Below are 26,703 nucleotides of genomic sequence, written 5' to 3'. Positions count from 1 at the left end.
AATATGAAGAACGTTATACTGTTTTTGTTGTTGCTAGTAGTGTTTGGTTGTACTTCAAAACCAAAATTGGTCAAGAATCAGAATAGAGGTTCAGCATTGGGAACCACGTATTCTATAATTTATATTTTAGATCAAGAGCTCGATTTTCAGAGAGAAATAGATTCTGTGTTTACCGTTTTCAATAAGTCTCTCTCTACCTATCATCCTGATTCTGATATTTCAAGAATAAACAATGGTGACAGCACACTCGTGGTTGATCAAATGTTTAGGGATGTGTTTTTTCAAAGTCAAGTTATAAATATAGAATCCAATGGCTATTTTGATCCCACTGTGGGAGTATTGGTAGATGCTTGGGGTTTTGGTCCAGGCAAAGCATTACATCAATTAGATAGCATTCAGGTAGATAGCTTAATGCAATACGTGGGTTGGATGCATGTTGGACTCAATAGAGATTTTACCATTACTAAAATGAAACCAGGAATTAGATTTGATTTTAATGCAATTGCTAAAGGGTATGCTATAGATAGGCTAGGAAGGATGTTGGAAAAGCATAATATCAAAAACTATTTAGTAGAAGTTGGAGGTGAAATTGTTGCAAAGGGAACTAACCTAATTTCCAATAAACCATGGACTGTTGGAATCGATGATCCAAACAATGTAATCAATAGGGGGAGTGCTGCTGTAGTCTTTCTAAAAAATAAGGCTTTGGCTTCTTCCGGAAATTATAGAAAATTTAGGATAGACGAAAAAACTGGAAAAAAGTATGTCCATACGATTAACCCAAAAACAGGCTATCCAAAAATTTCCAATATACTATCGGCAACAGTTATTGCGGATTATTGTATACAGGCAGATGGCTATGCCACAGCATTTATGGCTATGGATTTAGAAGATATTAAATCCTTGTTGGAAGAGAAAAAGGGGCAATTGGACGCATTCATTATTTATTTGGGTGAAGAGGGAAACACAAAAGAATTTATGACTCCGGGATTCGAAAAAATGGTTAAAAAATAGTTACTTTTTTACTAAAGGAATTATTTCTCCTTTGGCCAATCGATATTTGTTTACTTTCTCTATGGAGAGCATTGAAGTATAGTCTACTTCTTCTACTTTAAACCCAACGTTTCTTAATTTATCAAAATAATCCCTTCCGTATATACGTACATGATCGTACTGACCAAAAATTTTGGCACGTTCTTTCTTATCGGTAATTGAGTTGTCCTCAAATGTACTTTCCCTATTTAAGTGCTGGGGGATTTGAAATATACCCCATCCTCCAGGTTTTAGTACACGATACAATTCTTGCATTGCTTTAGTGTCGTTTGGTATATGCTCGAGTACATGATTACATAAAACCACATCATAACTATTATCATCAAAAGGAAGGTTGCATATGTCCGCCTTTACATCTGCAATTGGAGAATTAAGGTCCGTAGTGGTGTATTCGATATTTTTTAGTTTTTGAAATCGCTTAAGAAATGCCTGCTCTGGAGCAAAATGAAGGACTTTTAGATTACCCCTAAAAAAGTTGGTCTCATTCTGTAAATAAAGCCAAAGAAGTCTATGGCGTTCTAACGATAATGTAGAAGGGGATAGTACTCCTTCCCTTGGATTTTCATAGCCATATGGCAAAAATTTACGAAAACCTTTCTGGTCAATAGGATCAATAAATTTGTTTCCATGATAATAGAGTACCAAAATTGGACGTATCCAATAGCTTATTATTATTAGCCAAGGCCTTGGAATTAAATTTAAAAAGTATTTAAAGAGTTTGGACACTGTTAAACAGTTTTACTGCTTCGTAATTCTTCCTCTTCATTAGATGTGATTCCTAATGCATCGTAAATATATTGGAAAGTGGAAAGTAATTCTGGTTTACCATCTATAAGCGCAACATCATGCTCAAAATGTGCGCTAGGTTGATTATCGGCAGTTAAAATAGTCCAACCATCATTTAGTTGCTTTATTCTTTTAGTTCCCATATTTACCATAGGCTCGATTGCGACAACCATTCCGTCTACAAATTTTTTACCCCGACCACGCTTACCATAGTTGGGCATTTGCGGGTCTTCATGTAGTCCTTTACCAAGACCATGACCTACCAATTCACGAACTATTCCGTAGCCATGATTTTCACAGTATTTCTGTATCGCATAGCCTACATCACCAACTCTATTTCCAAGTTTAAATTCTTTAATCCCAATATAAAGAGACTCTTTAGTGATTTTTAATAGCTTTTTGGTTTCTTCAGCAACTTCACCAACTTCAAAAGTATAGGCGTGGTCTCCATAATAACCATTTTTTAAAGCCCCGCAATCAACGGAAATAATATCACCATCTTTTAAGACATCATTATTAGGAATACCATGCACTACTTGGGCGTTTGGACTCCAATTTAAGGTATTGGGGAAATCATACATTCCCAAGAACCCTGGTTCGGCACCTTGTTCTCGGATAAACTCCTCAGCTAATCTGTCTAATTTTAGAGGATTTGCACCAGGCTTTATTTCAGAGGCTATCATCCCCAAAGTTTTGGATACTACTAATGCGCTTTCACGCATTAATTCAATCTCTTCTACCGTCTTAATTTTAATCATAGCAGCAAAGATAAGTGTATCTTAATAAATTTATGTTTACAAGAAGACCTTATACTAAAGACTTTTGTGTCATTAAACTTGGCTGTTCAACTCCCATCATCTTTAGAATTGTAGGAGCAATATCTCCTAGTACCCCATTTTCTATTATCTTAATATCCTTATCGACCAAAATTAGCGGTACTGGATTGGTAGTATGTGCTGTATTGGGACTACCATCTGGATTAATCATCGTATCACAGTTACCATGGTCTGCAATAAGGATAGTTGAATATCCATTTTCTAAACCTGTTGATATTACTGCTGCTGCACATTCATCAACAACCTCACATGCCTTTATGGCCGCTTGCATATCACCAGTATGCCCAACCATATCTGGGTTTGCAAAATTTAAGCATACAAAATCTACTTTACTTTTTTTGAGTTCAGGGAGAATAGCATCTTTTATCTCATAAGCACTCATCTCTGGTTTTAGGTCATAAGTGGCAACTTTTGGGGAGGGGCACAAAATACGTTCTTCACCATCAAATGGCTCTTCTCTCCCTCCGTTAAAAAAGAAGGTAACGTGAGGGTATTTCTCTGTTTCGGCAATTCTAATCTGTTTTTTATCCGCTTTAGCTAATGTCTCACCAAGAGTGTCTTTAATATTGTCTTTATCATATACTACTTTGATTCCATTGAAAGAATCATCATAGTTCGTCATGGTCACATAATATAAATCCAACTTTTTCATATCGTTTTCGGGAAAGTCCTCTTGGCTTAAAACCTGAGTAAGTTCACGACCTCTATCTGTCCTAAAATTAAAAAAGATAATTACGTCACCTTCTTTGATTATTCCTTCTTTCTGAAGAACTATAGGCTCAATGAACTCATCGGTTTTACCACCATCATAGCTTTCCTGCATAGCAAGGGAAATATCATTCGCTGATTTCCCAGTTGCATTTACCAAAACATCATAGGCTTTCTTCACCCTTTCCCAACGTTTATCGCGGTCCATTGCAAAATAGCGACCAATAACCGTAGCCAGTTTTGCATTTTTGCCTGAACAATAGTTAGTTATATCTTCAAGAAAACCTTTTCCACTTTTAGGGTCTACATCACGTCCATCAGTAAATGCATGTATAAATGTATTTTTCACCTTGTAACTTTCAGAAGCATCTATTAAGGCTTTTAAATGGCTTATATGGCTGTGTACGCCACCATCACTCACCAAACCTAGAAAGTGAACAGCTTTATTGTTAGTGTTTGCGAACTCAAAAGCATCTTTTAGTATTTTTTCGTCTTTTAACGTATTCTCTTTTACAGCTTTATTGATTTTTGCCAAGTCTTGGTATACGATTCGACCGGCACCTAAATTCATATGCCCGACCTCGCTGTTTCCCATTTGACCTTCAGGTAAACCCACATTCATTCCATCAGTGAGTAAATCTGCATTAGGATATGATCGGTACAAGGAATCAACGAATGGTGTATTGGCATTTTCAATCGCTGAAACTTTAGGGTCCGGTGATTTACCCCACCCATCTAGAATCATTAAAATAACTTTCTTGTTCATGAGATGATTTTGAGTTTTCAAAAATAACGTGTTATATGCATACCAACTAGGTTTTTGTTAATGCGAATTTGTTAAATATTTATGTTAAAAAATGAGGCTTTGTTAAAGTTTAGTTATTTAAGTGTTAATCGTGTAACAAAGCCTTATCAATGGAGTCTATTTTTATATCAATTAAATCTATAATCAAAAATTCATTCATCATGAAAAAAACAATCCTAACAATCGCAGTTGCGCTTTCTTGTGCAGCTACGGGCATTTATGCCAATGAAACAAACAATGTTACTAAAGCCAACATTGAAGAATCAGTAAGTCTTGAAGTAAGTTCTTTTTGCAAAGCAATTATGAAAGGTGATTATGACACCGTAAAAAAAATGATTGAATTTGGAGAAGATGTAAATAAGAAGTCTTTAGGGATGACCCCTTCTCATTTTGCCGCACGTTACAATAAGCCAGAAATTTTGCAATTGTTGATAGACAATGGGGCAAACTTAAAAGCAAGATGTGATAAAGGGTATACCGTAAAAAAGTATGCAGAACTATCCAATGCAATGGAAGCTCTAAAAGTAATTAAAGTAGCTATGAAAGGATAAGGGAGTTTATTCATTTCATCAAAAAACCCATTGCAGCGCAATGGGTTTTTCATTTACCTTATAGTGTTCAAGTAAAAGAGTAAATATATAAATTGATAATATTAGAATTCAAAACCAGTAAATGCACGATATAAAAATGCATATACGGCCATAGATATCATTAGTGCACAAAATGCTGAATATGCCTTTAGTACGATTACCAAAAATTCTGGTTTGCAATTAGCAAAAGCCTCCGAATAGAGATTTTTAAAATGTATAAGTGTTCCCATTAGTTATGTCTTTCTGTTTGTAAACGACTTAGCTAATTAGGTTTAAGGTGGTGTATGATTTGGATATGTAAATGTACAAAAATAGAACCAAAGTCACTTTTTACTCGATGAACTTACAATTTTATCGACCTTGATACTTTATGATGGCTTCTTTTATCTTTTCTATACGATTTTCTGGATCTGGATGCGTACTTTGAAACTCGGGCACACGATTTGGTCCAGCAGCAGCTTTTAAAATTTGCATCACCTTTATCATTTCATAAGGGTCATATCCGGATTGTATCATGAATAAAACTCCAAGTTCATCACTCTCCAATTCATCCCCGCGTCCGTTGGTAAGCAGTGTGTTTTGACCTATTCCACCGACAATGTTGCCTAAATCTCCTGCACCTACAGTTGCTCCCATAGTTGCTGTTCTCCAGAAATTACTTTCTGCGATACGTTCTGCAGAATGTCTACCAATTACATGTCCTATTTCATGACCTAAAACTCCGGCAAGTTGCGCTTCATTTAATTGTGAAAAAAGTGCATAGGTGATAAAACATTGTCCCCCCGGGAGGGCAAATGCATTGATTGTTCTATCATCAGCTAGTAAGTGAAAATCATACCGATACGGTGTGTCCCTAGCTATGCTGCTATTGACAAGTTTTTTCCCGACAGCATCCACAAATGCCTGTAGACGCTCATCTGGATAAAGCCCACCATGTTGTTGTGCCATTTGAGGCGCACTTTCCAATCCAATGGCAATTTCTTGCTCCGTGGACATATTAATGTGTTGAGATCTACCTGTGTATGGATTCTCTTCGGTATTATTACATTTTTTGATAAAAGCAAATGCCACAATGGCCAAGCCAATGAAAATGCGAATTTTCCAACTACCTCTGCTTCTCATTTTATGTTAGTGTTCTAGTTTCCCGTAAGATATAAAAAAAGGATTATAATAGTTCCTCGTTAACACCCAAAATATTGTTCTGGATATAGGTTTTTAAAAACCCTGTTGTAAAATGCTCACTACCTTCAAATTCTTCCCTGATAAGTTGTCTAAAGATGTTGACGCCCCTAAATTGTTCAAGCATAGGTTTGGAAAGTGGGGCATAGCTATAATGCCATGGCTCATATTTAAAACCCTTTCTAAAATAATCATCAGTATAGACTAAGTAAAAGCCAAACTTTTCGGCATTTTCATCCAACCATTTTTTAAAAGCTTCAAATGGACCACCTTCGCCGAATTTTTCTGGGACCAATACATCGCCGGACACCCTAGGGTAACCATCAATGATATCTATATCAGTACCCCAATGGTGACGACTTGTTCCTGGTATGGTAGAATACTCGATAATTTTGTCAATGGCAGCAATAGGTTGCATACCATCAGTCTCTGTGTATTTTATAAATTTTCTTTCAAAAATTGTTTTTTGCCGTTCATAGCTTCGATAGCTAGAAATCATTTTAATATCAAAACCTGCACTATATGCCGCTTTTTTTATTTCAATAAAAGCGTCATGTGCCTCTTTTCTAAGATTTATACCATCACCAAACAATTCTATATCTGCTTTGCCCATTAATTCCTCAATGGTATATTCGGGTTCGTTGGTCATGGTAAATCCTGGTAATATGGTTATGGCCAGACTACTAACACTGGTCTTTTTGATGAATGTACGTCTTTGCATGATAAATTTTAAGTGAATCTTTTGTTCTTAGATAAGCATATGCCAAAAGTTATGCCACTCTATTGATTCCTATCAAAGTTAAGAGATTCTTGATATAAATTATCTGTCTAAAAATAGGAACCCCTGATAGCTCAATTCTAAATCGAAAAGTGTAACAATATAAAAATAGACTCCCTCCGGTAATCCTTGAGATTTGTTTAGTACTAAATTATCTTGATTTGAAAAACCATTGAACTCATCATTGTAGTTATCCATTTCAAAAACCTTTTGTCCAAACCGATTATAGATTTGAAGATTGTTGCTTTCTGCTTCGCCCAGATTATCAATAATCAAAAAATCATTAGTGCCATCTCCATTAGGGGATACAAAATAGTTTCCTAATGTAGGGTTATTGACTGCAAAAGTATCTAGCGGTAATGGTACAGTACCAAATGTAATGGCTGCATAGTCGTCTGGAATAAATTTTTCTGAAACCAAAAAACCTTGACTCAAGTCCCCACTGAATGCAGTTTTACCGATAACTGTCCATAAATTGGAGGCTTTAGACCACCCAACCAAGATAATATCTTCAACATTGGTGGTATTACCAATGTTAGCTAAGTCACTTTCCAGATTCCAACTTACAGTTACGGTCGAGGGTACACTCCCTTTTAAAATCCAAAACTCTCTATTTGAAATTTCGCCAATATTGCGGACTTTATCTTCCAAATCAAAACTTTCTGATATTGCTGATGGATTCCCAGGGTTTTGACGCAAATAGGCGCAGATTGCCAATTCATTATTACTGTCAGACTCTAATAGTAAAGGTCTTAGCTGCGACTGGTCCCCTACCGGGAAAGAAAACATAGTTTTATTCGTAATTGCTGCAAAACCAGTGACTTTAGCGGCATCATTCTCGCCCGTAAAAAATGCATTATCCAAGAAATTTAAATAGACCACCTCATTATTCAAAGGGCTTAATATGTCGCCTTCAATAAAGTTAAGATTGTTAGAAATATTTAAAGTGGTACTTAAAAAAAGATTACTCTGTGTTAATACTTCAGCATCGAATAGGGTAGGAGCAATGGAACCTTGTACTTCTATGGGACTAGTACTGTAAAAACCTACCAAACCAGAAGTGGTTTCAAAGGTACTATCATTGATCAAGTTGGTATGAAAACCCAACTCTGCATTCCCGTGCAACTGCATATTGCCACTATTATACAATGCGGTTTGTGCGGTGGTTATAAAACCAACCAATAAAAGTGATATGTAAAAGAGTTTTTTCAAGTCTTAAAAGTCTAGAATTGTAAAATGCCAATTTGCAATAACTAGAGCATTTGTTGTATTGCTTCTGATTTCAACAGTAAAATCTCCAGCATTTTGAGAAGTAATATAAATTCTATTATCTCCAACAACTGAAAGTTGGATTATGTAATTGTCATCTGGTCTAGCTGTAGTTAATGAAACTGTATTGATACCACCACCAACACCTCCTACAGTTGCTCCATTTACACTAATTGAATTAGCTCCATTTGCTTTGCCCATGGCTACTACCGCAGGTTCTCTCCATTCCGTACCAGTCGCGGTAGCTGTTAAAACATCTCCTACATTTCCAGTAGCGCCATTTTCATCTATTAACTGGTCTGTTAACTCTAATGTTCCTGTGGCAACTATTTCGAGTCCATTTCCAACAGATTCCCTTATTCTTAATATTTCTTGTCCACCAGCGGAAAATGCAAGTTGGTCTTGTGCTGGAAAGTACATTCCAGTATCCAAATTGGTATCATTACTAAACCTATATGAAGGGGTGCCTGCTGTACCATTTGAATTTAAAAGCCCAGAAGTTCTGGTAGTACCGTCAACAGTAAGTTTATTAGTTAGCGGTCTTGTTGCAGCACCAATAGCCAAGCGGTTAGTACTATTATCCCAAAAAAGTTGCGCATTATTTTCATCTAACCCATTTGAGCCATCAGCAAAAAATATTGAACCAGCTGTAGCTGTAACAGTTGCTTCAGCTGGGTCTTGCCATACTGTTGCACCGGCAACCGTGGTCAACACCTGTCCATCAGTCGCAGAAGGTGCAATCTTAGCTGGAGTAACATTGGCATTGATAATTTCTGTGGTTCCTACGGCGTCCGCACCAATGGTCAAAAGTCCGGTGTTATCAATCGTTGCATCTCCTGATAGTACTACTCCAGTAGCAATATTAGTAGCATTACCAACTAATATGTTTGCACTCGTCAAGGTATTAGAAGCTGTTATGGCATTGTCCACGTAGTTTCTAGTCGCAGCATCTTGTGCTGCAGTTGGCTCTGCGACATTGTTTAGTTGAAAACCTCCCATGGCAATATTTGCCGTTGCAGCTCCAAAACCACTGAGTGGGATATTAGTTTTGTCTAGTTTTACATCAGTAATATTGGCATCAATAATTTCTGTTGTACCTACCGCATCTGTTCCAATAGTCAAAACCCCCGCATTGTTTATCGTAGCATCCCCGGATAGTGCTACACCTGTAGCTACTCCGGTGGCACTACCAACAAAAATGTTTGTATTAGCAAGTGCATTAGAGGTTGCAATAGAGTTGTCTACATAGTTTCTGGTTGCGGCATCTTGTGCTGCAGTTGGCTCTGCAACATTGTTTAGTTGAAAACCTCCCATGGCTATATTTGCCGTTGCAGCCCCAAATCCGCTTAATGGAATATTTGCTTTGTCAAGTTTTGCATTTGTTACGTTAGCGTCTATAATTTCCGTGGTTCCGACAGCATCTGCCTGAATTGTCAATAACCCGGTATTGTCAACCAAAGCATCTCCATTTATCGCGATTTCCTGAGCTGTATTTGTTGCATCACCGATATAAATTGTTCCATTTGCCAAAGTATTTACTCCTCCAACAGCATTATCTACATAATTTCTAGTGGCTGCATCCTGAGCTGCAGTAGGTTCGGCGACATTGTTTAATTGGAAACCTCCCATGGTAATATTTGCTGTTGCCGCTCCAAATCCACTCAACGGAATGTTAGCTTTATCTAGTTTAGCATCAGTAACATTGGCATCAATAATTTCCGCTGTTCCTACGGCATCTGTTCCAATAGTCAAAACCCCCGCATTGTTTATCGTAGCATCCCCGGATAGTGCTACACCTGTAGCTACTCCGGTGGCACTACCAACAAAAATGTTTGTATTAGCAAGTGCATTAGAGGTTGCAATAGAGTTGTCTACATAGTTTCTGGTTGCGGCATCTTGTGCTGCAGTTGGCTCTGCAACATTGTTTAGTTGAAAACCTCCCATGGCTATATTTGCCGTTGCAGCCCCAAATCCGCTTAATGGAATATTTGCTTTGTCAAGTTTTGCATTTGTTACGTTAGCGTCTATAATTTCAGTAGTTCCAACCGCATCTGCCTGAATTGTCAATAACCCGGTATTGTCAACCAAAGCATCTCCATTTATTGCGATTTCTTGAGCTGTATTTGTTGCATCCCCGATATAGATTGTTCCATCTGCTAGGGTATTTAGAGCATCCGTTGCATTATCTACATAATTTTTAGTAGCAGCGTCTTGTAAATCAGTTGGGTCAGTAACGTTAATCAGTTTATTAGTGCCCAAATCAACATTCGCAGTAGCAGCCCCAAATCCGCTTAGCGGAATGTTAGCTTTATCTAGTTTAGAATCGGTTATTGCTGCATCTATAATTTCAGCAGTATCGACGGCATCAGGCTCAATAGTCAACACCCCAGCATTATCCATGGTTGCATCACCGGAAATCGCTAGCTCTTGGGCAGTATCCGTAGCATCACCAATATAAATAGTGCCATCAGCTAGTGTACTTAAACCGCCAACAGCGTTATCAACATAATTTTGGTTGGCAGCATCAGTAGGACTACTTGGATCTACTACACCCGTAAGTCTATTATTTCCAAAATCTACATCTGTTGCAGCTGGAGCAAAACCACTTATTGGAATAGTTGGTTTATCCAACTTTCCATTGGTTATACTTGCATCTAAAATTTTATCTGTGGTTACAGCGTCGTTAATAATTTCAGCCGTACCAATGGCATTATCAGCCATTTTTGCATTTGTAATCGCATTATCCGCAACATCTAAACCAACACTGTTAAAAAGGGAGTTAGCTGGGTCGCCAGATATTGTTAGTGTACTTGTGGGGGAAGTAAGTGTTCCAGTTCCAGTTATTTCACTTAAATCAACGTCTAAAGAACCGTCAGGTGCTTGAGATATACCCACACCAGCGACATTGGCATCTATTTTTGAACGATCTACTGAATCATCTTGTAGCTTAGAATTTACTATAGAACCATCTTGAATATCCAAAAATCCATTGATACTAGAATCTACAATGTTAAAACCAGTAATCTCACCTACTTCTATATTTACGTTGTCACCCGTTTCTGTGATTACGATGGTATTATCATTATCCACTGGATTAAATACTGGGTCAGAAGTGAACGTATAAACCCCTAAATCTGATAAGGGCACAGAAACTGAATCTCCATTATTGTCCGTTAGTACCAAATCCTCACCAACAACTTCAAAATCTACATTAAACGTATTTAACTCTTCACAAAGGTTCACCCATGTGGTGCCGTCATAATAGAACACACACCCTTCATCCGTATTATAGACCAATCCACCCTGTAGCGGAGAAATGGAATTCATTTGGGCATCACTTATTCTAGTAATTACCAATACGCGACTGTTACTTTCTAACTCTAGAACAGATGATCCATCAATGTTTTGCGGATTATTACCAATTTTAATTTGCGACTGAAGTAAGCCCATCGCAAAAATACCTAGCATAACACTTAAGAGATACTTTTTCATAAATAGGTTATTAATGAGGGGTGACTCAAGAGGCAAAAATAATGTAATCATAATATTCACCTAATTTTATACGTCCAAATGCCATTGTGTTGGCTGAACGGAAAGATTATACCATTCACAGAGAAAACATTAACAAAAGTTTAGAGTAGCTTTCCTTTTTTAAATGAATTTTAGCTACTTTCTTTATACAATACTGAATAAGCAGCTTGCTATGAAAAACCCGATTTTAATTCTATGTGTTTTATTGTTTACTGTAATGCTTACCGCACAAGAGGATGGTAGGCAATTACTAAGGGGACAGGTTATTTATAGAGGTAGTAATGTTGCCAACGAAAATGTATTTAATTCCACTACGGAAATCGGAACGATAACTGATGATGATGGCCGATTTGCAATTAATGTAAAAGCAGGGGATCAATTGGTTTTTACGGCTGTTAATTATCAGCTTATGGTGTTTAAGGTTACAGAAGAAATTTTAAGTAAAAATAGAATAGTGGTTGAAGTTACAGAGAAAGTGACTCAATTGGATGAAGTAGTGGTAAGTCCTGAGAACCAGCAAAAATTTCTTGAGGTAAAAAATGAAAAGTTTAAGGGGTTTGAATATGAGATTGACCGTGGGACGGAAGTTAAAAATGTTGCTTACCTATCTCAAAACGAGCGGATTGAGGACCGAATTAATTTCGTGAATATTTTTAAGGCCATTTTCAATTCTAAAAATAAGGATGCCAAAGTGGAACGTGCACCCTTAAAGGTAAGTGAGGTAATGCGCCAAGTGTATGATGATGAGTTTTTTGTAGTTGATTTGAAACTTCCCCAAGATAAAATAGATGCTTTTCTGCTCTATTGTGATGATAAAATGGCTTCACAATCTTTATTAAAGAAGGAAAATGAGTTTCAATTGATTGATTTTTTAGTGACTCATAGTAAAACGTTCAAAGCAAGCTTGGAAGAAGAGTAATTTTATTTGACCCTATTTGAAATTAACTACTCCACAAATAATACGAATCACCCTTTTTTTACTGGCTCTTGGCTTGCCAATGGTACTTGTATCGCAAACTTCAAAACAATTATCGGGTAAGGTAATTGCAAAAGATAAAGATGTCACTGGGGTAGTGGTACAAAACATATCTAATGAAAGTGCCGTCATAACCGATGTGGATGGCAATTTCTCCATTAGGGTTTCTTTAAACGATACTTTGGTGTTCTCAGCAGTACAATTTAAACGTAAAGTAGTACCGATAACCACTTCTTTTTATAATTCCAGCTTTTTGACTGTTCCACTGGAAGAATTTGTCAACGAGTTGCGCGAAGTTGTAGTGCAGCCTTTTAACTTATCAGGCAGTTTGGACTCAGATATAACAGGTTTGGAATTGGAAAAGGATGTAAGTGCGGAAGCCTTGGAATTGCCAAATGCCAATGTGAAAATAATAACGCAAAGTGAGCGAAAATTGCAAGAGGCATCCAAAGGAATGTATTCGTTGCGAAATCCCCTTGCGGTGAACATCAACCCCATTATCAATGCCATTACAGGACGCACTAAAATGCTCAAAAATAGAGTGAATGTTGATAAAGCTTACGCTAGAACACAGAGTGTTCAAAACTTTTATATAGATTCAATTTTTATGTCAGATTTAAAGATTCCATATGAAAAGATTGACGATTTTATGTACTTCTGTGAGGTTGATAGCTCTTTTCAAGCCACTGTTGATACACATGATAAATTAAAAATATGGGAGTTCTTAATTCAAAAAAGCATTGTTTACCGTGAGAATAATGAGCTTGATTGAAACTACTTGGCATGGCATTTGTACATCTTAATTATCTCTATTTTTGAACTATGAAAAAAAGTATTTTATCACTTTCAGCGTTGTTTTTTGTACTTACTTCTTTTACAATTGCACACAAGTTCTATGTAAGTGTTACCAACATTAATTACTCCGAGAAGACAGATGCATTACAAATTACCTCACGTATTTTTATTGATGATCTTGAGGTGCTGTTAAAAGAGCGGTATGGAATTGATGCAGCACTTGGTACAGAAAAAGAAACTTCGATGGCAGACGACTATATTCAAAAATACCTTAAAGCCAAATTTGTGCTGGAATTAAATGAAGAAATAGCTTCTTACAATTACATAGGAAAGAAATATGATAATGATGTTGTAATTATTTATTTAGAAGTGCCAGAAATTGGTTTCACAGCATTAAATTCCATAAGCATTCAAAATGAAGTATTGACGGACCTGTATGAGGAGCAAAAGAATTTGGTCCATATTAAATGGAAGGGAAAAAAGAAAAGCTTCGTGCTCATTCGAGAGAATAATAAAGGAATGTTAAACTTGTAACATTCTCTTAAGGTTTCCTTAAAAAAGAAGTATTTTACCACGTCAAAAAATCAAATAATAAAATGAATAAATTAAAGTATTGTTTTGCTTCTATGCTGTTTCTTTTTGGAGCTGTAGTATTTGCGCAAGAAGCAGAAGAAAAGAAAGAGCGCGAACCTGGTCATACCAATCAAAGTAGGTTTAAGCAATTGTATGAAGAGTTTTCAACGCCTAACACCTATCGTTCTGCGTCTGGTGCCCCTGGTCCAGATTATTATCAGCAACAAGCTGACTATAAAATGGATATTGAGTTAGATGATAAAAACGCAAAAATCTATGGTGAAGAGACTATCACGTATACAAATAACTCTCCTGACGATTTAGAATTTTTATGGGTGCAACTAGATCAAAATGTTAGAGAAAAAGATACTAAGTCTGCATTGCGTAATGGTAATGGGGTAAACTTTGCTTATCAGGCAAGTAGTTTTGCACAGAGGTATATTACAGAACCTTTTGATGGTGGATTCAATATTCAAGAAGTCAAAGATGCTAATGGGAGACCATTATCTTATACCATCAATCAAACAATGATGCGTATTAACCTTCCGCAAGCATTAAAGAGCGGGTCTCAAATGTCTTTTTCTATAAAATGGTGGTACAATATTCCTGACCATACTGTTAATCGTGCACGTTCAGGGTTTGAATTTTTTCCAAAAGATGGCAACAGAGCATACGTTATAGCACAGTTCTTTCCAAGAATGGCAGTTTATAATGATACAGAAGGATGGCAAAACCATCAGTTTTGGGGTAGTGGAGAGTTTGCACTACCTTTTGGGGAATATGAGGTTAATATTACAGTACCAGCAGACCATGTTGTAGATGCTACAGGAGTACTTCAGAATAGAAAAGAAGTATTTACAAAAGAAATGATGAAGCGTTATGCTCAGGCGAAAAAGTCTTATGACAAGCCAGTTGTAATTGTTACACAAGCAGAAGCAGAAGCTAAAGAAGGAAGTTTTTCTGAAAAGAAAAAAACATGGAAATTTAAAACTGAGCCAGGCAATTTAGTTCGTGATTTTGGTTTTGCATCTTCTCGCAAGTTTATATGGGACATGCAGGCAGTTAAACTTGCCAATAGAGATGTAATGGCAGTTTCATTATATCCAAAAGAAGGAAACCCACTTTGGGAAGAGCAGTCTACCAAAGCAGTAGCTCAAACTTTAGTAACATATTCTAAGCACACTTTTGATTATCCTTATCACAAGGCTATTTCGGTCCATGCTAAGAACCAAGGTATGGAGTATCCAATGATTTGTTGGAATTACGGACGACCAAATGAAGATGGCACCTATTCTGATAGAACTAAATATGGGATGATAAGCGTTATCATTCACGAAGTTGGTCATAACTTTTTTCCAATGATTGTGAATTCAGATGAGCGTCAATGGGGATGGATGGATGAAGGTTTGGATACTTTTATGCAGTATTTAGCTGAGCAAGCATTTGGAGAAAATAATCCAGATGTTATAGCTCCAAATGATAAGTATCCTTCGCGTAGGGGAGAGGCTGCCAAAATCGTTCCCTACATGGGGGGTGATCAGAGTAGAATATCTCCAATAATGTCAAACCCAGAAAATGTATACCAATTAGGTCCTAATGCCTATGGTAAGCCAGCAACTGCTCTTAATATTTTAAGAGAAACAGTTATGGGTAAAGAATTGTTTGACCATGCTTTTAAAACATACGCGCAACGTTGGAAGTTTAAACACCCAACACCTGAAGATTTCTTCCGTACCATGGAAGATGCTTCTGCAGTAGATTTAGATTATTACTGGAGAGGTTGGTTTTATACTACAGACTATGTAGATATAGGCGTTAAAGGAGTTAAAAAATATTACGTCACTGGTGAAAAGACCAAACAAATGGAAGAATATATGGCTGCTCGTAACCTAACTGATGCAGATTTACCACCATTGGTTTATTTGGTTGAAGAGGGCAGTGAGGATTACAAAGAAGATCTTAAAGGAAAAGCCCCATCTGAAGTTGCTCCAACATTAAAGGAGTTTATGATGGATAATCTTACTGCTGATGAAAGAGCTCAGGTTAAAGAACCTAAGTTTTTCTATGAAGTTACTTTTGATAAGCCAGGAGGTATCCCAATGCCTTTGATCGTAGAATACAAGTATGCAGACGGCACTACTGAAAGTGTAACGTATCCTGCAGAGATTTGGAGAAAGAATGATGATGAGGTTAAACGTGTGCTTTCTTCAGAAAAAGAATTGGTAGGTATTGTAGTTGACCCAAAATTGGAAACTGCTGATATTGATACTACAAACAACTCTTGGCCAATTAAAGATGAGAAATCTGATTTTGACCAGTTTAAGGAAAAGGTAAAAGGAAAATAATCCTTTAATCACTTTATGATATAAAGCCCTGCAATTTGCAGGGCTTTTTTTATATTACATATAACTTCTCTTTATATTTGTAGCATGCATTTTTTATTTATTAGCGGCGGTGAAATTTTCTTTATCATGTTTATTGTGGTCATGGTGTTTGGTGCGGATAAGATACCTGGTATTGCCAAAGGCTTAGGAAAAGGTATGCGTCAACTTCGTGATGCCACTGATGATATTAAGCGTGAGATTCAAAAAAGTGCGGATAAGCAAGGAATTGACACAGATTTTACTAAAGACATCAAGAAAGGTTTGGATGATGTAAAGAAAAATGTAGAGGAGGTTACAGGAGCTGTCAAAAGGGGTGTTAAATAGATGCTCGAGAAACTACTCCAGTGGGATAGAGACACCTTTGTTTACCTAAACAGCTTAGGAATAGAAAAATATGATGTCTTTTGGGCTACTGTTACAGATATAACTACTTGGATTCCATTGTACCTTCTTTTTATTTTTCTATTTTTTTATAAAACCTCTTCTAAAGAAGGTTTTTTTAAACTTGTTTCATTAATTGCTTTGGCAATATTCATTATAGTTATCACTGATCTGACCAAGAATTATGTAGCTCGATTGCGGCCAAACAATGATTTGGAAATAAATACATTAATTCGAATTTTGAAGAGTCCTATGGATTATAGTTTTTTCTCTGGTCATGCTGCTAGTTCTTTTTCCATTACGCTGTTAGTATTTCTTATTCTACGAAAAAAGTACAAATGGACTATTTTCTTCTTTTTATGGCCCATTCTTTTTGCCACTAGCCGTATTTATGTCGGAGTACACTTTCCAGTAGATATTATCGTGGGAATATTGGTCGGTCTTCTTTCAGGCTTTTTATTTTATAAACTTTATAAAATCTTTGAAAAAAGATTTGCTCAAAACCTACAAGACCCTGCTTAGGGTAAGTCCATCACGGATTGGTAATAGTACTGTTTCAACCCTTGGGTCTTCTTTAAGCTTTTTATTATAATTCAATAGAACTTCTGTTGCTTTGTCAGACTTTTGTAATGGTTCGATTACTTTTCCAGACCAAAGCACATTATCGGATAAAATGATACTACCTGAACGGCACTTTTTTATAGCTGCCTCAAAATAGGCATCATATTGTTTTTTTTCAGCATCAATAAATATCAAATCGAATATCGGTTCTAATTCTGGTATAATTGCAACAGCATTACCCAAATGCTGGATAATCTGCTTTCCAAATCCACTTTTGTCAAAGTACTTTCTTTGCATATCGTGGAGTTCTTCATTTACATCTATGGTATGCAATTCTCCATTTTTTTGCAATCCTTCTGCGAGGCATATGGCTGAATAACCAGTGTATGTTCCTATTTCTAGAATTGTTTTTGGCGAAGCTAGTTTTGATAATAAACTCAAAACCCTACCCTGAAAATGTCCCGTTATCATTCTTGGTTGAATGACTTTTAAGTGGGTTTCTCTAGTAAGTTCCTTGAGTAATTCTGGCTCTTCCTCAGAATGTTGGGTGATATAACTTTCTAGTGCCTCAGATAAAAAATGCATTTTTTGCTTTTGGTAAAATTAACTAAATATGAGCTATTTTAGATTGATGGAAAATTTGATAATCAGGGATGCTACACTTGCTGATTTGCCAATACTTTTGCAATTTGAGCAGGAACTCATAATGGCGGAACGCCCATTTGATGTGACTATTAAAGAAGACCCGGTAAGTTATTATGATATTGAGGCTTACATTTTAAATGAAGAAGTAAAAGTGGTAATTGCGGTATATAACAACCAGATAATAAGTTCTGGATATGCATTAAAAAAAGAGGCAAGACATTATTTGAACCACAAGTACTATGGCTATTTGGGCTTTATGTATACAGTTGAGGAATATAGGGGTATGGGTATAAACAAAAAAATAGTGGACGTACTAAAAAACTGGTGTTTGGACAATGGTTTAAAGGAAATTCGCCTTACCGTATATCAAAATAACCAACCTGCACTAAAAGCTTATGCTAAGACTGGCTTTAGACCACATATTCTAGAGATGCGTCTAGATATTTGAATAGATTGCGCCAGATTTATTTTTACTAACCAAAATCAACCAACAATTTGAAGTCACTCTTTTTAATACTTTCCAATCCCAGGTATTTTGCTCCTGCTTTTGTGTTTACAAGTCTTAATGTTTGGTATGGTACATGGGCGATTTATATACCTTCTGTAAAAGACAAACTAGCAATTGATAAAGCAGATTTAGGTATTGCAATTTTCTTTCTTTCTCTTGGTGTATTTACTATTTTTCCGTTGGCATCAAAAATCATAAATAAATTAGGTGTTGGTAAAGCAACATGGTTTGCGGTAATATTAAATAGCTTTTTTGCCTTATTTCCTCTTTTGGTTCCAAATTATTATTTGTTATGCGCATCATTATTTTTATTCGGAGCTTCAAATGGATTGTTGGACATATCAATGAATACCTTGGTCACTGAAATAGAAAAAAAGGATGGTAAAAACTTTATGTCTGCCGCTCACGGATTTTTTAGCTTAGGAGGTATTTTGGTAGGTTTAGGCAGTTTTTTAATTCCGTTTATTGGAAATCCTTTTTTACATATGTCCGTAACTGTAATACTTGTCTTAAGTATCAATTTATTTTTGAAAAAGCAGTATTATCATATTACGGCAGCTCCAGTAGAAAAGGAACCTTTTAGTCTAAAATTGTTCAAACCATTATTTTTATTGGGAGTAATTGGTTTTGTGAGTATGGGGAGCGAAGGTGCAATTATAGATTGGAGTGCATTATACCTAAAAGAGATAACCTTAGCCCCTGAATTTTTGATTGGAGCTGGATTTTTAGCATTTTCAACTACCATGACATTAGGTAGGTTTTTTGGAGATGGCATTAGTGAGCGCATTGGCTCTATAAAATTAGTTGCTCTTGGCGCTTTGATTGCTATTTTGGGATATTCTTTGGTTTTGACAGGTACTACAGTTTTTGCTATCCTCGGCTTTGCTTTAAATGGTCTTGGTTTTTCTGTAATGGTACCAGAACTTTTTAGGATTGGTGGTAACGTAAAGGGAGTGGAATCTTCACAAGGGGTTGCATTTATTGCGGGGACAGGTTATTCCGGATTTCTTTTAGGACCGGTTATTTTAGGTTTTGTCGCAGAGGAATTCACCTTAGCTACAAGCTTTTGGGTACTATTGGGTTGCGCAATTTTAGTTTTGGTTGCTAGTTTGGCATTAAATGCAAAAAAAAGGTAATTTACTCTACTTCTACTTGAGTTTGAATTCTATCAAAAAACAGATTGAAATTTTCTTCAGGTTTTTTATGGTCCATAGCAAAAAGGAATCCATTATGATTAACATAACCCTCCCATGTTGTAGTCATTGATGGTTCAGCCTGATTTGCTTTTCTAAATACCCATTCTTTAATTAAATAGTCATCCTCAAAATAGAAGTCGTAGGCATCCCCAGGAGTATAGCCTCCTTCACTATTATAAACTATGGTCAATTTGTTCATTGGTTTTTGGGCAATTGGAGCCATCTCATTTTTAGTATGTACGTATTCAAAATTAGCTGCGTCCCACACAAGGTTAAATGGTGCCAATAGCCAATATCTATCATTTATAAAGCCACCATTGGTTTTGTAGGCAATGCTATCCATACTTTTACGATTATAGGTTAATGAATCGCTACCAGAGATATACGTTACATCATTTGTTTTGGGCTTCCAAATCCAACTTCTCTCAAAATGTGTAGAGTCTCGATCTACATTAAATGTAAATCCTATTTGGGTAACGTTCTTCCAATTTTCAAAGCCATGTGCATTGGCAACTTTCTCTAAAACCGAAATTTCCTCAACTTCTTTAATAGATTCTTTTTTCTTTTCAGTTTTACAACTCATTATTGTTAGTATTAGAAAACAAGAGCAAATTTGAAGTAAAGATTTCATGGCGTATATGTAGTTTTATCAAATATAAGCGGTTTTTAACCTATATTGAAAAATCGGAATTGGTAGCTCTAATTAAAATTAAATAAAAGTGACTTTTTTAAAACGTCTGTTTCTAATCTTAATAAACCAAGATGGGAGATCATTGAAGGCAGACGGAGCATACAGTCAATTTTCCGATGAAGAACTAGTGCAAAAGATTGTAGCTGATAACAATACGCTATTTTTTGGCGTACTATATGACCGCTATTCTAAAATGGTTTTTAATAAATGTTATGGGTTTGCAAAGTCTAAGGATGAAGCGGAAGATTTGACCCAAGACGTTTTTTTGATGTTATTTATAAAATTAGCATCTTTTAAAGGGAGATCTAAATTTTCTACTTGGTTATATTCTTTTACGTATAATTTTTGCGTGAATTATGTGAATAGAAATAAACAACGGAAAATGAGTGATAGGTCCATACCCATGGATGATGCCGAATATAAGTTAACAGAGGAAGTGCCCGATGAAAGTATTTACGAATTAAAGGCAAGTAAGCTAGATAAAGCTTTACAATTGGTTACTCCAGAGGACAAGTCCATTTTATTGTTAAAATACCAAGATGGAGCTTCTATCAAAGAATTAAGTGAAGTGCTTGAACTTGGTGAAAGTGCAATAAAAATGCGTCTAAAACGTGCAAAGGCAAAATTATTAGAAATCTATAATTCATTATCATAGATGGCGAACGAATTTAAGAATCCGTTTAAGGAATTGGATAGAAAGTTATTGGAGGTGCCACCTGAGATGCGCCAAAAAGTGATGAACGATATCGCTATTGCAAAGCTAATTATGGACATGGCCATTTTAGTAACATCCAATTATTCATCTCTAATTTCAGGTTTGTTCAAAACCAATCAAAGAAAATAACCAATCTAGAAAAATAGAAATCATGGAAAAATATCAAAAAGTATTATCGGATAGTTTAAGTGATATGCTATCCAATGTAGTGCAGCTGCTACCACAGTTAATTATTGGTATACTTGGTCTTATAGTTGCTTGGATACTGTTAAAAGTAATTCTGTTTATAGTAAAAAGAGTATTGAAAGCAGCAAAAATTGATAAGCTTTCTAAAAAGGTGACCGAGGCCAAATTACTTGGGGAAAAGGAAGTAAAGGTCGACTTGTTAAAAATTACTCTTGGGGCAGTAAAGGTGCTACTGATTTTGATTTTCACCATAGTTATCGCAGAAGTTATTGGGCTAAATGCAATATCGGAAGGTATTATTTCCATATTGGGTTATTTACCCACACTTATAAGTGCACTGTTAATATTTGCTGGAGGACTTTACCTGGCGACATTGGTAAAAAAAGCAACATTAGCGCTATTTGATTCTATGGGAATTGGAGGCTCTAAGGTAATTAGCGGTGTTTTATTCTATTTGATAACCTTTTTTATTTCGATTACGGCCCTTAACCAAGCCGGGATAGATACTGATATCATTACTAGTAACTTTACAATGATTTTAGGTGCATTCTTATTTGCTGCTGCACTTGGGTTCGGTTTAGGTTCCCGTGATGTATTCTCAGATGTGCTAAAGATGTTTTATACCAGAAAAAACTATGCTGTTGGGGATAAAATTGCAATTGGTGATTTAGAGGGTACTATTGAGGCAATAGATAACATTACTCTGACTTTAAAAACGAAAACAGGTAAAGTTGTTGTTCCCATAAAGGATGTGGTTTCTCAGAATGTTGAGATAAAATCTTAATAAAAAAGCACCAAGTATGGTGCTTTTTTATACTACATTTCTATTTCTTATTTAGCGCTTACTGCCTTGCCCCTGATTTGAATTACAGGGAATTCTGTTCTCCTGTTCAATTCCAATTCTTCTGGAGAACAGTCTTGCTTACTTGTACATTCATTAATTGGTTTACGTTTTCCAAAGCCTTTGTAAGATAATATATGGTGCCTTGGAACTCCGTGTTCAATTAAGTATTCATAAGTGGATTTTGCCCTACGTTCAGAAAGTGCATCATTATAATTATGACTACCTACTGGGTCTGTATGTGCCTCCAGTTTTATAATCATATCAGGATAAGTCACAGTCATTAATTTGACTACTTTGTCTAGTTCCAAAGCAGCATCAGGTCTAATATTACTTTTGTTAAAATCAAAATAGATTTTCTTCAAACCAGCCAGTAGCTTTACATCTAATGTAGGCTCTAACATAATATCCAAAGTCTGTATTTTAGTAGCTCTACTGGTTTCCTGTGTGCTGAAAAATATGTTTTTATGGGGATGTGTTTTGCGAACTGCTTCAATCATGTAGTTACGCTTTCTACTAATGAACATTTTGTATTGACCGTTCTCGTCCGTCATCGTTTCACCAACTTTTTCCTTGGTCTTTTGGTCAAACAAGGCAATAGCTACGCTATCTAAAGGTTGTTTGTTAATTGCATCACGTACAATACCTTCGACAGCTAAAGATGGTGTAAACTCAAATTTATAGATATCATCACTGCCTTTTCCACCTTTTCTGTTGGAACTTATATAACCATTAATTCCATTGTCTTCGGCAAAAAAGCCGAAGTCATCTGCAGAGCTGTTAATTGGTCTTCCAAGATTAATAACATCAACGAAATTCCCATCAATATCAATTATAGTTGAAAAAATATCCAGTTGTCCAAAACCAACATGACCATCAGAAGAGAATACTAACTTCCCTTCTCTGTTCACAAATGGAAACATTTCATTTCCTTCTGTATTAACAATAGAGCCTGCATTTATTGGTTTTCCAATTCCACCACGCTCATGAATTTCTGAATAATAAATATCTGTACCTCCATAGCCACCAGGTCTATCGGACGCATAATAAAGTCTTTTGCGGTCTGGACTAACAGCAGGGTGTCCTGTAGAAAAGAGGTCACTATTTATTCTTAGACTCTTAACGGTTTCCCACTCACCATCTTTTAATTCAGCCTTATAAATTTTAAGATTATTGTCTTTTTGTAGACCATATCCTTCTTTATTTTGAAAATAATTATTTCGAGTAAAATATATTACCGTATCATTTTTGTAGTCTGTTGAAAAGACCAAAGAACTTTCGTGATATTTTGAATTTACATCTCCCTTTAAGGTTTTAGGGACAGAGGTTGTATTTCCTTCTTCAACATAGAATAAATCCAACCAAGGTTCACCATTCCAACCATAGGTTTTTTCAGAACCTTCATCCACTCTAGTAGAAGCGAAATAAAGCTTTCCTTTGTGCAAATACGCTCCAAAATCGCTGCCTGCAGTGTTAAAGTGTAATTCTGAAACTTCATAACGTTCTCTACTATTAAATACTACAGAAGCAAAATTCCCATCTTCTAAAAAACGTTTTATCCTCGAATCATTTTTATTAAACTTTTTATACTTTCTCAACCATTTGGCAGCTTCTTTTGTTTGTCCGTTACTATGTAATGCCATAGCATATTTAAAGTAGTAATCGGTTGGAATATCCGAGTTGTTGATTACTGCTTCAAAATGTGGCATAGCTTTGTTGAAATCTCTAATCAATAAATAGCATTCAGCTAACTGTTTGTGTGCATGGCTTGTGTTGAAATTACCTTCCAACATATTTTCATAAAAAGCAATTGCTTTAGCGTAGGAAAATTGACTAAAATAATAGTCTCCCTTTTTCTGGACTCCATATTGAGCTGAAACTAATTGACTTGCTATGATAAATAGCAATAGCAAAAAATTCTTGATTATATTTTTCATCTTGTAGGTCATTGTTTTTTAGAAGTATCTTGGAGATTTAAAGATTCCGGCCTTACGTTCACCCAATTCAAAGATTAGAATAACCTCATGTGTTCCGCCTGTATAAGGCCTAAGGTCACCAGTGGGTAAATCATAGGCATATCCCAATCTAAAGTCCTTACTTACTTGATAATCCATAAATGCACCAAAATTGGATGCATCATTAAAACGATAAGATGCTCCAAACCAGAATTTCTCATATCCTAAGAACCCAGCAGTTACATCATATGTTGCTGGGGCACCGTTTGTAAATTTGGTTATCATTGAAGGTCTAAATTTAAAGTCCAAAGAAATGTCGACAACCAAACCAGCAATAGCATAATAACTTAATCTTTCTAATCCTACAAATTCACCACTTCTTACATTAGATTTAACTAATCTTGGTGAAGAAATACCAGCATACCACCTGTCTGAACTTATATATGCTCCAGCACCAAAGTTTGGTGTCCATTCATTTATTGGTCCTAAGTCCGGGTCATTTATATCAATTAAGGGTCTAGTATAATTGGTAAAACCACCTTTTAACCCAAATGAAAGATTTACATCAAAAGACAAAGGCACTGTGTAGGAAAAATCTCCGTATACATAGTTGGTATCTTCAAAGCCCAATTGATCATTTATATAAGAAAAACCAATACCAATTCTATCATTTCGCAAAGGAGAATGTATTGAAAAGGTACTTGTTCTTGGGTTACCAGCAAGACCAGCCCATTGATTTCTGTGCAGCGCAGTTATATTCAACTTTTCCCTACTACCAGCGTAGGCAGGATTAATTGATATGGTGTTGAACATGTATTGCGTAAACTGCGGTAATTGTTGCGCCCCTGCAACCGAAGTAAGCATGAGGGACAAAAACAATAGGATAGTTTTTAAAGTTTTCATTTGCAATAGGTTAAGTTTCTTTCGAACTAATCGTATGTAAAATTAATTTGGGTTTAATTTCTTATACAAATTGACGAATAAACACTCAGAATCAACAATTTATACGTCTAAATCAGATTAAAAGTCGTTGTAGGAATAAAGATTCGTTCAACGGTTTTTTTCTTGCGATGAATGTCTTTAATGAGTATATATTGTTTAATAAAGTTTGATGTGCATTAAAGCAAAATAAAAGGGCCAATTCTTAGAATTGGTCCTTTTATCTATTACTTGTTTGTGAGTGCTATTTTGTACCTAAATATATGAATCCGTTGAATGGTTCTAATGTTTTGCCTAGCTCATTATCAGTAGCACTGATAATGTAGTAGTACGTACCTGAAGGTAATACTCCAGAAGACCCTACGGAACCACTAGGTGATGAGCCGTTCCAATCGTTACGGTAATCTTTTGCTTCGTAAACTTTATCTCCCCAACGGTTAAATATTTGGACATCAAAAGTAAACTGACAGAACTCCACTCCTTTAATTTCGAAGGAATCGTTAATACCATCGCCATTTGCTGTTACAGCTTCAGAGATTTCAATTTCTCCACGTCCACACGGAACACAGTCTGTATTAACAACTATAGTAAAGTCTACGTAGTATTTACAATCTCCTTCGGTGGAGCTGTAAGCTATCTTATATTCACCAGGTAAATGGTCAATAGGATCAAACATACTTCCATTTAGGGTAACATTACCTTCAAGAACTTCAAAGGTTCCGTTTGTATCAAAAGACTCTGGTAAATAATTTATCAAATCAATAGGTTCATCTTCAATACAAATATCTATGGTTACTTCTTCCAATTGTGGTTGGAAAACAAATATGATTTGTTCAAAAGAAGCTGTGTTTCCACAAGAATCCGTTACATTCCAAGTTCTAATCAGCATAAAATCCTCAGAACCATCAGTAGCGTCTTGTCTTTCTTCAGTAAAGACTACTTCATAGTTTCCACAACCACCCATGAACGTTAATTCTGGTACAGCTGGGATTTCATCCCCACAAAGTATAGTAACTTCATCATCATAATCGCTAGCAGTAATTGGACCAGTAGGCTCAATAGTGATAATTTGCGTATGAGAAACTGTATTACCTGCACAATCGCTAGTAGACCATATTCTTGTAATTGTATAACCATCCATACAATTAGCATCATTGGTAATAGTCTCACTAAAATCGACTACAATATTTGTATCACAATTATCTACTGCTGTTAAAGTAACCGCATCAGGTACTTCATTACAAAGAACTGTCATGCTTTCTGGTAACTCTTCAACAAAAGTAGGAGCAACCGTATCTTCAACAGTAATTACCTGCGTATGAGAGATAGCATTACCTGCACAATCAGAAGTTGACCAAGTCCTTGTAATAATATATTCTGAAGGACAAGAATCGTCTTGACCAGTAATTGTTTCTACAAAATCAACAATCAGGTCAGGCTCACAACTATCTATGGCAGTTATAGTATTTGCAACAGGTACACCATCGCACTGTACGGTCATATCCGCAGGTAGTGCTTCAACAAAAGTAGGAGCAACCGTATCTTCAATAGTGATTACTTGTACATGTTCGCGTACATTACCAACACAGTCCGTAATAGTCCATGTTCTAGTAATTGTATACTCCGTCGCACAAGCATCATCTTGTCCTTCTATAACTTCATCAAGCACAACTGTTATTGCACAAGTACTTGTTGAGGTAATATCTGCAGCTGGAGGAATAGTATCACAAGCCTCAATAGTGATATCATCAGGCCATCCTTCGTTACCATCATTATCAATGATGTTCACATTTGCAGTATCGTTTGCTAGAATGCTTACCAA

26 protein-coding genes are annotated in these 26,703 nt (G+C 36.0%); 13 read left to right on the top strand and 13 right to left on the bottom strand.

Going from position 1 to position 26,703, the window contains the following annotated elements; all coding sequences use genetic code 11:
• Positions 1 to 3 precede the first annotated feature (3 nt).
• Entirely contained in the window at positions 4 to 1,014 is a 1,011-nt protein-coding gene (locus AACP56_RS09035; RefSeq protein WP_339338772.1) for an FAD:protein FMN transferase, read from the top strand.
• Here AACP56_RS09035 and AACP56_RS09030 read toward each other — a convergent pair whose 3' ends face one another.
• Genes AACP56_RS09030 through gpmI form a run of 3 tightly spaced genes read right to left on the bottom strand, consistent with a single transcriptional unit; the run spans position 1,015 to position 4,149 of the window.
• On the bottom strand, positions 1,015 to 1,779 hold the full coding sequence (locus AACP56_RS09030) for a class I SAM-dependent methyltransferase (RefSeq protein WP_339338774.1): 765 nt from the start codon (positions 1,777 to 1,779) through the stop codon (positions 1,015 to 1,017). It lies immediately after the preceding gene.
• Between the two features lie 2 nt (positions 1,780 to 1,781).
• Positions 1,782 to 2,597: a type I methionyl aminopeptidase gene (gene map / locus AACP56_RS09025; protein ID WP_339338776.1), complete on the bottom strand. Its 816-nt coding sequence runs from the start codon at positions 2,595 to 2,597 to the stop codon at positions 1,782 to 1,784.
• A gap of 49 nt (positions 2,598 to 2,646) precedes the next feature.
• On the bottom strand, positions 2,647 to 4,149 hold the full coding sequence (gene gpmI, locus AACP56_RS09020) for a 2,3-bisphosphoglycerate-independent phosphoglycerate mutase (protein ID WP_339338778.1): 1,503 nt from the start codon (positions 4,147 to 4,149) through the stop codon (positions 2,647 to 2,649).
• Positions 4,150 to 4,349: 200 nt separating this feature from the next.
• Between gpmI and AACP56_RS09015 the strand changes: the two genes are divergently transcribed.
• On the top strand, positions 4,350 to 4,739 hold the full coding sequence (locus tag AACP56_RS09015) for an ankyrin repeat domain-containing protein (protein WP_339338780.1): 390 nt from the start codon (positions 4,350 to 4,352) through the stop codon (positions 4,737 to 4,739).
• A 101-nt stretch (positions 4,740 to 4,840) separates the two neighbouring features.
• Here the strand turns inward: AACP56_RS09015 and AACP56_RS09010 are convergent, their stop codons facing one another.
• From AACP56_RS09010 to AACP56_RS08990, 5 genes are all read right to left on the bottom strand, one after another.
• Entirely contained in the window at positions 4,841 to 5,008 is a 168-nt protein-coding gene (locus AACP56_RS09010) for a DUF6747 family protein (RefSeq protein ID WP_339338782.1), read from the bottom strand.
• A 121-nt stretch (positions 5,009 to 5,129) separates the two neighbouring features.
• Positions 5,130 to 5,900, bottom strand: coding sequence for a M48 family metalloprotease (locus AACP56_RS09005; protein WP_339338784.1), 771 nt, complete (start codon positions 5,898 to 5,900; stop codon positions 5,130 to 5,132).
• Positions 5,901 to 5,943: 43 nt separating this feature from the next.
• Complete coding sequence (locus tag AACP56_RS09000; RefSeq protein WP_339338786.1) at positions 5,944 to 6,678, bottom strand: M15 family metallopeptidase; 735 nt, start codon at positions 6,676 to 6,678, stop codon at positions 5,944 to 5,946.
• 99 nt (positions 6,679 to 6,777) lie between these two features.
• On the bottom strand, positions 6,778 to 7,947 hold the full coding sequence (locus AACP56_RS08995; protein ID WP_339338788.1) for a gliding motility-associated C-terminal domain-containing protein: 1,170 nt from the start codon (positions 7,945 to 7,947) through the stop codon (positions 6,778 to 6,780).
• A gap of 3 nt (positions 7,948 to 7,950) precedes the next feature.
• Positions 7,951 to 11,496: a beta strand repeat-containing protein gene (locus AACP56_RS08990; protein ID WP_339339912.1), complete on the bottom strand. Its 3,546-nt coding sequence runs from the start codon at positions 11,494 to 11,496 to the stop codon at positions 7,951 to 7,953.
• A 211-nt stretch (positions 11,497 to 11,707) separates the two neighbouring features.
• Between AACP56_RS08990 and AACP56_RS08985 the strand changes: the two genes are divergently transcribed.
• The 6 genes from AACP56_RS08985 (at position 11,708) to AACP56_RS08960 (ending at position 17,166) form a co-directional block, all read left to right on the top strand.
• Positions 11,708 to 12,454: a carboxypeptidase-like regulatory domain-containing protein gene (locus tag AACP56_RS08985; RefSeq protein ID WP_339339034.1), complete on the top strand. Its 747-nt coding sequence runs from the start codon at positions 11,708 to 11,710 to the stop codon at positions 12,452 to 12,454.
• A gap of 16 nt (positions 12,455 to 12,470) precedes the next feature.
• Positions 12,471 to 13,283 (top strand): carboxypeptidase-like regulatory domain-containing protein, encoded by an 813-nt coding sequence (locus tag AACP56_RS08980; protein ID WP_339339032.1) that lies wholly within the window; start codon positions 12,471 to 12,473, stop codon positions 13,281 to 13,283.
• A 50-nt stretch (positions 13,284 to 13,333) separates the two neighbouring features.
• Positions 13,334 to 13,840: a DUF6702 family protein gene (locus AACP56_RS08975; protein WP_339339030.1), complete on the top strand. Its 507-nt coding sequence runs from the start codon at positions 13,334 to 13,336 to the stop codon at positions 13,838 to 13,840.
• Between the two features lie 62 nt (positions 13,841 to 13,902).
• Positions 13,903 to 16,224: a M1 family metallopeptidase gene (locus AACP56_RS08970; RefSeq protein WP_339339028.1), complete on the top strand. Its 2,322-nt coding sequence runs from the start codon at positions 13,903 to 13,905 to the stop codon at positions 16,222 to 16,224.
• 84 nt (positions 16,225 to 16,308) lie between these two features.
• The gene (locus tag AACP56_RS08965; RefSeq protein ID WP_339339026.1) at positions 16,309 to 16,587 is read left to right on the top strand and encodes a Sec-independent protein translocase subunit TatA/TatB; all 279 of its coding nucleotides are present in this window, start codon (positions 16,309 to 16,311) and stop codon (positions 16,585 to 16,587) included.
• Positions 16,588 to 17,166, top strand: a complete 579-nt coding sequence (locus tag AACP56_RS08960) for a phosphatase PAP2 family protein (protein ID WP_339339024.1) — start codon at positions 16,588 to 16,590, stop codon at positions 17,164 to 17,166.
• On the opposite strand, the gene AACP56_RS08955 is transcribed toward AACP56_RS08960, so the two are convergent.
• Positions 17,149 to 17,790, bottom strand: coding sequence for an O-methyltransferase (locus tag AACP56_RS08955; protein WP_339339022.1), 642 nt, complete (start codon positions 17,788 to 17,790; stop codon positions 17,149 to 17,151). The two genes, AACP56_RS08960 and AACP56_RS08955, sit on opposite strands and share 18 nt — an antisense overlap.
• Before the next feature lie 28 nt (positions 17,791 to 17,818).
• On the opposite strand from AACP56_RS08955, the gene AACP56_RS08950 reads away from it, so the two are divergent.
• Together AACP56_RS08950 and AACP56_RS08945 are read left to right on the top strand one after the other, a co-directional pair.
• On the top strand, positions 17,819 to 18,298 hold the full coding sequence (locus AACP56_RS08950) for a GNAT family N-acetyltransferase (protein WP_339339020.1): 480 nt from the start codon (positions 17,819 to 17,821) through the stop codon (positions 18,296 to 18,298).
• 47 nt (positions 18,299 to 18,345) lie between these two features.
• Positions 18,346 to 19,494, top strand: a complete 1,149-nt coding sequence (locus AACP56_RS08945) for an MFS transporter (RefSeq protein ID WP_339339018.1) — start codon at positions 18,346 to 18,348, stop codon at positions 19,492 to 19,494.
• A 1-nt stretch (position 19,495) separates the two neighbouring features.
• On the opposite strand, the gene AACP56_RS08940 is transcribed toward AACP56_RS08945, so the two are convergent.
• Entirely contained in the window at positions 19,496 to 20,137 is a 642-nt protein-coding gene (locus tag AACP56_RS08940; RefSeq protein ID WP_339339016.1) for a hypothetical protein, read from the bottom strand.
• 136 nt (positions 20,138 to 20,273) lie between these two features.
• Between AACP56_RS08940 and AACP56_RS08935 the strand changes: the two genes are divergently transcribed.
• The 3 genes from AACP56_RS08935 to AACP56_RS08925 are packed head-to-tail and all read left to right on the top strand — an operon-like array spanning position 20,274 to position 21,930.
• Positions 20,274 to 20,900 (top strand): RNA polymerase sigma factor, encoded by a 627-nt coding sequence (locus AACP56_RS08935; RefSeq protein ID WP_339339014.1) that lies wholly within the window; start codon positions 20,274 to 20,276, stop codon positions 20,898 to 20,900.
• The gene (locus tag AACP56_RS08930) at positions 20,901 to 21,089 is read left to right on the top strand and encodes a hypothetical protein (RefSeq protein WP_339339012.1); all 189 of its coding nucleotides are present in this window, start codon (positions 20,901 to 20,903) and stop codon (positions 21,087 to 21,089) included.
• Between the two features lie 22 nt (positions 21,090 to 21,111).
• Positions 21,112 to 21,930, top strand: a complete 819-nt coding sequence (locus AACP56_RS08925; RefSeq protein WP_339339010.1) for a mechanosensitive ion channel family protein — start codon at positions 21,112 to 21,114, stop codon at positions 21,928 to 21,930.
• Positions 21,931 to 21,977: 47 nt separating this feature from the next.
• Here the strand turns inward: AACP56_RS08925 and AACP56_RS08920 are convergent, their stop codons facing one another.
• The 3 genes from AACP56_RS08920 to AACP56_RS08910 form a co-directional block, all read right to left on the bottom strand.
• Positions 21,978 to 23,924, bottom strand: coding sequence for an OmpA family protein (locus AACP56_RS08920; protein WP_339339008.1), 1,947 nt, complete (start codon positions 23,922 to 23,924; stop codon positions 21,978 to 21,980).
• An 18-nt stretch (positions 23,925 to 23,942) separates the two neighbouring features.
• Positions 23,943 to 24,845, bottom strand: a complete 903-nt coding sequence (locus AACP56_RS08915) for a PorP/SprF family type IX secretion system membrane protein (RefSeq protein ID WP_339339006.1) — start codon at positions 24,843 to 24,845, stop codon at positions 23,943 to 23,945.
• Positions 24,846 to 25,125: 280 nt separating this feature from the next.
• Positions 25,126 to 26,703: gliding motility-associated C-terminal domain-containing protein (locus AACP56_RS08910; protein ID WP_339339004.1), on the bottom strand; the 1,578-nt coding region annotated here is incomplete at its 5' end.

The organism is Croceitalea sp. MTPC6 (genome assembly GCF_036985525.1).
Taxonomy (GTDB): Bacteria; Bacteroidota; Bacteroidia; order Flavobacteriales; family Flavobacteriaceae; genus Croceitalea.
This window is presented reverse-complemented; position numbering and strand designations above follow the sequence as displayed.